The following is a 6,560-nucleotide window of genomic DNA, read 5'->3' as shown; positions in this document are numbered from 1 at the left end:
CCGCCGTGCCGGAGGTCGTCCTGCCCGCGCTGGTCCGGCCGCTCCCCCGCGTCTCGGTGCTGGTGGACACGTCGGGCAGCGTCACGCGTCCGGCGCTCGTCCAGGCCCTCGGCGAGCTGGACGGCGTGCTGCGCGCCTCGGGACACCGCAGGGTGGACGTGACCTGCTGCGACACGAAGGCGTACCCGGCCCAGCGAGTACGGGCGGCGGCCCAGGTGGAGCTGGTGGGCGGCGGCGGCACGGACCTGCGTCCGGGCTTCGAGGCGGCGGCCCCCGGAGCCGACGTGCTGATCGTACTCACCGACGGCGACACCCCGTGGCCGGACCGGCGGCCCCGCCCGCACGTCGTGGCCTGCCTGTTCGGCACGCGGCACCAGGCCCCGCCCTGGGCGGAAGCGGTCCGCGTACCGGACCAGAAGGAGCACGGACCGGACGGTCAGGTCCGTGACGAGCGGAGGCCGGCGTGACGGAGTGGGCGGACACCGGGTTCACCCAGGGTGAGGTCCGGCGGTGGCGGCGGGCGAGGTTCGCCCCCGGGCAGGCGGCGGCCTGGCGGGCGGCCGGCGTGAGCGTCCCGGCCGACGCCCGGCTCTGGAGCACCGCGGCCGCCACGCCACACACGGTCATCACCTGGCAGCGGGCCGGCATGACCCCCCAGGACGCGGTGCGCTGGCACGAGCTGGGCGTGGCCCCGCACGACGCCGCCCGCAGGCACCTGGGCGGCGAGCGCCCGCATCGGATCCCCTGGCCGGCCCGGCTGCTGGTGCCCGAGCCCACCGCCGCCGCCCCGGAGATCGCGCACACGCTGCGAAGCCTGCTGCGCGCGGGCGTCCCGGCGGACGTGGCCCGCGCGTACGCCGATGCGGGCTGGGACGCCGACGAGGCCGGAGAATGGGCCCGGCGGCGGGTGGACCAGGGGGACGCGAGGGTGTTCAGAGCGCTGGGGTTCACGGCGGCCGAGGCGGCGCGGACCGGGCTGCCGGCGGTGGCGGTGCTGGCCACGTGGTGGGGATCCGTACCGCTGGAGGAGGTGGCGGCCTGGTGCGCGGCCGGGCTCACGCCGCAGGAGGCGGGACGTCAGCGCGCGGCGGGCGTCACGGTGGAGCAGGCGGGCGTCCTGCGAGCCCTGTCCGCCTTCGGCGAAGAAGGCTAGCCGTTGCCCGTCTCAGTACCCGACTTCGAACGTGTGCGGCCCCAGCCCGTACCCGTCTCAGTACTCGACCTCGAACGTGTGCGGCCCCAGCCCGTACCCGTCGCCCATCGGCACCACGTACCCATGCTCGATCAGCCGCGCCAGGCTATGGCTGACCTCTTCCTCCGTCAGCCCCGACGCCCGCACCAGCGCGTCGAACCTGGCAGCGCCGCCGCCCGACTCGATGGCCTGGGCCGCGACCGCCTCGTAGACGTAGACGTCCAGGTCTGACAGGGCCTGCACGTCGTGACCTTCCGTCATCAGCGCTGCCTCGCCCCCTCCCGCAACCGGAACGGATCGATCTCGCGATCGGGGTAGCGGCGGAGGTATTCCGCCTCCAGTTCGTTGGTGCGCGAGGTGTGATGGGCCAGGGCGTCGTCGGACCCGTGGAAAAAAGTATCGCTCCGGGTCATGTGCAGCCGGCGCAGCTCGCGTAGCAGATCATCGTCGCTGAGCTGGGCCGGATCGATTCCCATCGTCGTCATGGGCTCCCCCTACCCCAGGAAGCCCCGAACAATATCTGTCACATTTCCTGACATTTAGCCATTGTTTGTAAGAGATCGTCGCCTTACCTTCCCGTTATGGACCTCGAGCTCAGGCACCTCAGGATCGTCCGCGCGGTCGCGGACGCGGGAAGTGTGAGCAAGGCCGCGTCGCTGCTCGGGCTGGCACAACCGGCCCTGACCGCACAGTTGAAACGCATCGAGAGGGTGCTCGGCGGCGCCCTGTTCGAGCGTGACCGCCACGGCGCCAGGCCCACCCGCCTCGGCGAACTCGTGCTCGCCCGGGCACGCGTCCTTCTCCCCGCAGCCAAAGAACTGCAGGACGAAGCCGTACGTTTCGCTCACGCCCCCTCCCCCGGATTCCGCATCGGCGCCACGAACGGCCCGATACTCGGCGGCCTCGTCGACCGGCTGGCCGCCGAACGCAAGGTCAGCACGTACACGTCGTGGTCGACGCACGAGCTGACCAGCATGGTCGAACTCGGCCGTCTCGACTACGTGCTGACCGGGGCCTGCGGCGACTCCGGCACCCCCACCGGCACGCTGCTGTGGGAGACGATCAGCCTCGACCCCGTCTTCTGCCTGGTCGCGCAGGACCATCCGCTCGCCAGGGTGACGGAGGTCGAGCTGTCCGACCTGTCCGGGGAGCAGTGGGCGGTGACGCCGGGTGACGGCTGCTTCGCGGACTGTTTCGCCATGGCGTGCGCGCGAGCCGGGTTCACGCCGGGAACGATCTACGAGACCGACGTCCCGACCTGCGCCCACCTCGCCCAGGTCGGACGGGCCGTCGTGCTCTGCCAGGCCACCCACCAGCCCGCCCAGGGCCTGGTCATGGTGCCGCTCGTCGGCGCGCCGCTGCGCTGGCGGCAACTGCTCGGCCGCCACCCCACCGCCCCCGAGGCCGCCTGGGTGGTGGGCCAGGCGAAACAGGCCCACATGGACGCCGTACGACGGAGCCAGGTCTACTATGACTGGCTCATCAGGAACCCGGGTTATGGCACCGCTCCATAACACGGTGATAGGGGCAAAGTAGTACTCCTCCGCGTCCGGGACCGCCGTTACCGTGACGGCATCCCCCGCAGCGAGGAGACACCTTGCTCCGCACCCCGGCGCTGATCGGGATCGCGATCGGCGCGTCACCCGTGACGACCGCCCCGGCCGTCGCCACCGCGAAACCCGCGGAACCGCCTTCCGGCCTGCTCGCCGCCGTCCAGCGCGACCCTGGCCGAACGAAGGAGCACCCGCTCGACCGCCCGGCCGACGCGTCCCGTGGCGACGCCGCCGCCGTACCGGGCCCGGGCAGGAGACCCGGCGACCGCTTTGCCGGAACCTGCCACGAAGGCGCGGACATCGCCGAGATCACCCACTCCGGAGCCGGGGCTCGCGGGGAGCCGCGCTCGCCCGCCGAACCGACCGCGGCCATGGAACTCCCGGACCGGACCGCGCCCCCTGCCTGTGCGCGCAGCCGGGCCGTCGCCGTCCTCACCGCAGGCGGCTCGTCCATCTCGGACGACCGAGCCCAGGGCATGACGTCCAGCGGCCCCACATACCACCGGACGACCACCTCCGGCGACGAGGTCCACATCTACCTGCGGAAATGGAACGGCGCCTCCTCGGCCGTGGCGGGCGCCCCGAACCCCGAGGACAGCTACGACGGCACGACCCAGGACCACCGGGTGCACGCCTCCAGCGGGTCGGGCTCGAACACGCCGATCTTGGACCGCCCGTAAGGGTGCGGAGACCAGGTCAGCGAGCGTGGGGGCCCGGCCGCCCGAACGGCCCACCCCCGCCCCACACTCGCTGACCTTCCCCGCGCCCGCTTCTCCACCAGTACCTGCGCGCGGACGGCGTGCTGCGAATATGATCGGCTGGGGTTCCCGGCAACGTCGGCAGGCATGCAATGATGTCGGCGGAGCCACGTCTCCCCGTCCGGCCGGGCACCACGATCGGATCCGATGCTCTAGCCTTAGCTTGCGCGAGGCGCGGCATGATCCTTTCGGACCTGCCCACCGTCACGTCACACAACTTCATCCAGGGGCGGTAGCTCAGCCGGTTAGAGCATCGGACTCATAATCCGTGGGTCGTGGGTTCAAGTCCCACCCGCCCTACTCACCAACACCGCGTCCGACCTGGGGTTTCTCGGTCCTCGCCGACCTCTGCGCTGACTGTTGATCATGGTTGGTTGCTCGGTGGTTGCTCTTGTGTACGGACCGTGTACGGGGGTAGATCGTTTAGACGGCCATCGTCAGTTCAGACCCCTGTGACGACCATCAGAAGATCAAGCCAGAACGCCTGCGCGGCGCCGCTGGTCAGTGGTGGCTTGTTGTGTGGTCAAGCCTTCTCCAAGTCGGCTCGTCTCGCTGGACAGGCGCTCCTGACCAGCAGACAAAAGATCCGCTGCTTCTCGCAGCGATTCTCTCGGCCCTTTTCACCGCGCAGCCCAGGGATCGATCGGCTGCGCCGTCTGCGCATAACCGTTGAGAGCAAACAGGCAGGCCCGCCGAGAAATCGGCGGGCCTGCCTGTGCTCGGTGGCTCAGGTGTGGGTCGGCAGGGTGATCAGCCGGGCCGTCTGGGCACCTGCGGCCGCGGTGTTGACAAGGGCGGCGGTAGATTCCGCGGCGGCCCGGGCCACCTCAGGGTAGACGCTGGTGTAGGTGTCACGGGTGAAGGTGGAGGAGACGTGGCCGAGGGTCTCCTGAACCACCTTCAAGTCCACGCCGGCGGCCAGCATCAGCGAGGCGGCACCGTGGCGGAGGTCATGGAGCCGCACCGGTGGCAGCCCCACGTGGAAGGCCAGCTGGTAGAAGTGGTCGCTGACCTGCTGCGGATGCAGCGGCCTGCCGATCTCATCGGTGAAGACGAACCCGCTGTTCGTCCAGGCCCCGCCTGCGGCCAGGCGTTCGGCGGCTTGGCGCTTGCGGTGGGCGCGCAGCGCGGTGACGGTGTCTTCATCGAGGGCGATGGTGCGGTCGCTGGCTTCGGTCTTCGGCCTGCCCTGAACCGGTTCCCAGCCCAGCTGGGTGATCTGCCAGTGCACCCCTGCTGTTCCGGCGGTTAGGTCGACGTCCTTCCAGCGCAGCCCGACCGCCTCTCCCCTGCGTAGCCCGCGCAGGGCGATCAGCCGAAAGAGCGCGAACAGCCGGTGGGTAGCCGCCTGGGCGAGGAAGGTGTAGGTGTGGGACGGCGTCCAGACCATCACCGGCGACGGACGCGGCACGGACGCGTACACGTTGATCATGGCGGCGCGGCTGAGCCGGGCCCCGCGCCTCCGCTGCTCGACATCGAGCCGGTCGTGCAGGTCGCGGTTCCAGTCGGCCACCCGCTCATCGGTCCACACCAGCGCCTTGGGACGGTCGGCATCAGGGAGTTCCACGACCGCGGCCGGGTTGAAGTCGATCAGCCGGTCCTGCTTGATCGCGATGTTGAGCGCGTGCCGCAAGGTGGCGCGGATGCGGTGCATGGTGGCCGGGCCGACCGGCCGCCGATACCGGACCTTGGCTCGCTCCTCGGGATCACCGCTGGCGCGGGCGGTAGTGATGACGTCATTGAACTCCTCGATCGCATCGAACATGCCCGCCACATCCGACACCCGCAGCCGATCCAGCCGGACATCACCCAGATACGGGGTGAAGTACAGGCGAATGTGCGCCTCATACGAGCGGCGGGTGGTGACGTCGATCTTCCGCTTGCGGCGCAGGAACTCCTGCATCCACTCGGCGACCGTCACCGTGGGGTTGAGGTCCTGACGGGTGCGGACCTTGCGCCGCACCTCCTCCACCGGCGGCAGCGCCTTGGTGTCCTTGAGCACCGACAGCAGCAACTCGGCGACCTTCCGCCGAATGTGCGGGTCCTCATCCAGCGCCAGCAGCGCCCGGGCATGCTCCAGCTCGGCCTCGACCTCCTCCAGCGTGGCAAAGCCCCGCCGTCGCAGCGGGTTACGCCGCCGCCCATCCGCGTGCGCGGGCAGCTCCAGTTGGTAGGCCCAGCGGCCGTGAGCGCTGCTCCACCGCTCCCCTCCCCCGGGGCGGCGCAGCTTCGGGCAGGCCTTGCCCAGTTTCTTGCCGGTCGCCTCGTCCCGGCAGGAACACGTCTTGAAGGTGGTTCCGTTCATCGTCGCTGTCGCGCCTTTCCGCTGTTCGCTGACCTCGCGTCGCCGATTTGCTCGACGTCGCATTTCCTGCGGCGATCCCCCTATCCCCGGCGGCCCGTGGAGCGCCGTCGGTGCGGTAGGGCATCGCGTACCCGGCCCATCACCGCGCGGGTCGCCGTCCGGCAGCCCGGCAGGGGGTTTCCGTGCCCCGGGCCGCAGGGCGGCCCCGGTCGGCCCGCACAGGCCCGTGATGGGGCCACAGCGGGGACGCTCCGGGGCCACCGGCTGGCCCGGGGCGGTCGGTATCGACGCCCACCTTCACCACCCGTGTCAAGCGATATCCGCTGGTCACAGCGTCCCGCCGCACGTTCCGGCCGAGCCCGGGGCATCCGGTTGCATGCCTCGGCAGGAGAACACCGGCCTCACCCAGAGCGCCCCGCCCTGATCGCATGGCGGCGGCCCCAGCTGGCGTGCACGGCAGCATCGAGATCCGGTGAAATGGCTGAGCTGTACCGCCACCATCGGATCCCCCAATCCGGTAAGCGAATCATCCCTGTCACTTATTGAAATACCGGCCGGAAGAGCCGAGTTCGGACAGCGCAATAGGTCAGGTTTTGGTCAAATCAGCATTGGCACCGGCGGTGAGCAGCCCGAGCAACCATCGGCGGCACACGGAACGCTTTTCATCCTCACGCCGCCTGCGAAACTCGGTGATTCTGCAGGACGGCGATGGCCTTGCACAGGTGGCCGGCCTTGGACGGGCTGCACCGTAG

Annotated in this window: 7 protein-coding genes and 1 tRNA gene; 5 read left to right on the top strand and 3 right to left on the bottom strand. The window is 70.4% G+C overall.

Annotation, left to right across the window (positions count from 1 at the left end):
• Nucleotides 1-467: VWA-like domain-containing protein (locus FAF44_RS51370; RefSeq protein WP_237110796.1), on the top strand; the 467-nt coding region annotated here is incomplete at its 5' end.
• On the top strand, nt 464-1,153 hold the full coding sequence (locus tag FAF44_RS51365; protein WP_237110795.1) for a hypothetical protein: 690 nt from the start codon (nt 464-466) through the stop codon (nt 1,151-1,153). The genes FAF44_RS51370 and FAF44_RS51365, both read left to right, overlap by 4 nt.
• A 57-nt stretch (nt 1,154-1,210) precedes the next feature.
• Here FAF44_RS51365 and FAF44_RS51360 read toward each other — a convergent pair whose 3' ends face one another.
• Nucleotides 1,211-1,453, bottom strand: a complete 243-nt coding sequence (locus FAF44_RS51360; protein ID WP_237110794.1) for a hypothetical protein — start codon at nt 1,451-1,453, stop codon at nt 1,211-1,213.
• Entirely contained in the window at nt 1,453-1,677 is a 225-nt protein-coding gene (locus tag FAF44_RS51355; RefSeq protein ID WP_237110793.1) for a DUF6158 family protein, read from the bottom strand. The genes FAF44_RS51360 and FAF44_RS51355 overlap by 1 nt, the downstream gene beginning before the upstream one ends.
• 96 nt (nt 1,678-1,773) lie before the next feature.
• Here FAF44_RS51355 and FAF44_RS51350 point away from each other — a divergent pair, with 96 nt between their 5' ends.
• The 3 genes from FAF44_RS51350 to FAF44_RS51340 all read left to right on the top strand — a co-directional run bounded on the left by FAF44_RS51350 (nt 1,774) and on the right by FAF44_RS51340 (nt 3,803).
• Nucleotides 1,774-2,706 carry a LysR family transcriptional regulator gene (locus FAF44_RS51350; RefSeq protein ID WP_237110792.1) on the top strand — a complete coding sequence of 311 codons (933 nt, stop codon included), beginning with the start codon at nt 1,774-1,776 and terminating at the stop codon, nt 2,704-2,706.
• A gap of 83 nt (nt 2,707-2,789) precedes the next feature.
• A complete protein-coding gene (locus FAF44_RS51345; protein WP_237110791.1) occupies nt 2,790-3,425 on the top strand; it encodes a hypothetical protein in 636 nt (211 codons plus the stop codon).
• Nucleotides 3,426-3,729: 304 nt separating this feature from the next.
• Nucleotides 3,730-3,803: transfer RNA gene (locus FAF44_RS51340), tRNA-Ile, on the top strand.
• A 427-nt stretch (nt 3,804-4,230) separates the two neighbouring features.
• On the opposite strand, the gene FAF44_RS51335 is transcribed toward FAF44_RS51340, so the two are convergent.
• Nucleotides 4,231-5,808, bottom strand: a complete 1,578-nt coding sequence (locus tag FAF44_RS51335; protein WP_237110790.1) for a site-specific integrase — start codon at nt 5,806-5,808, stop codon at nt 4,231-4,233.
• Between the last annotated feature and the right edge of the window lie 752 nt (nt 5,809-6,560).

The organism is Nonomuraea sp. MG754425, from assembly GCF_021699195.1.
Classification (GTDB): domain Bacteria; phylum Actinomycetota; class Actinomycetes; order Streptosporangiales; family Streptosporangiaceae; genus Nonomuraea.
Note: the sequence above shows the minus strand (reverse complement) of the source record. Positions and strands in the feature narration are given on the sequence as shown.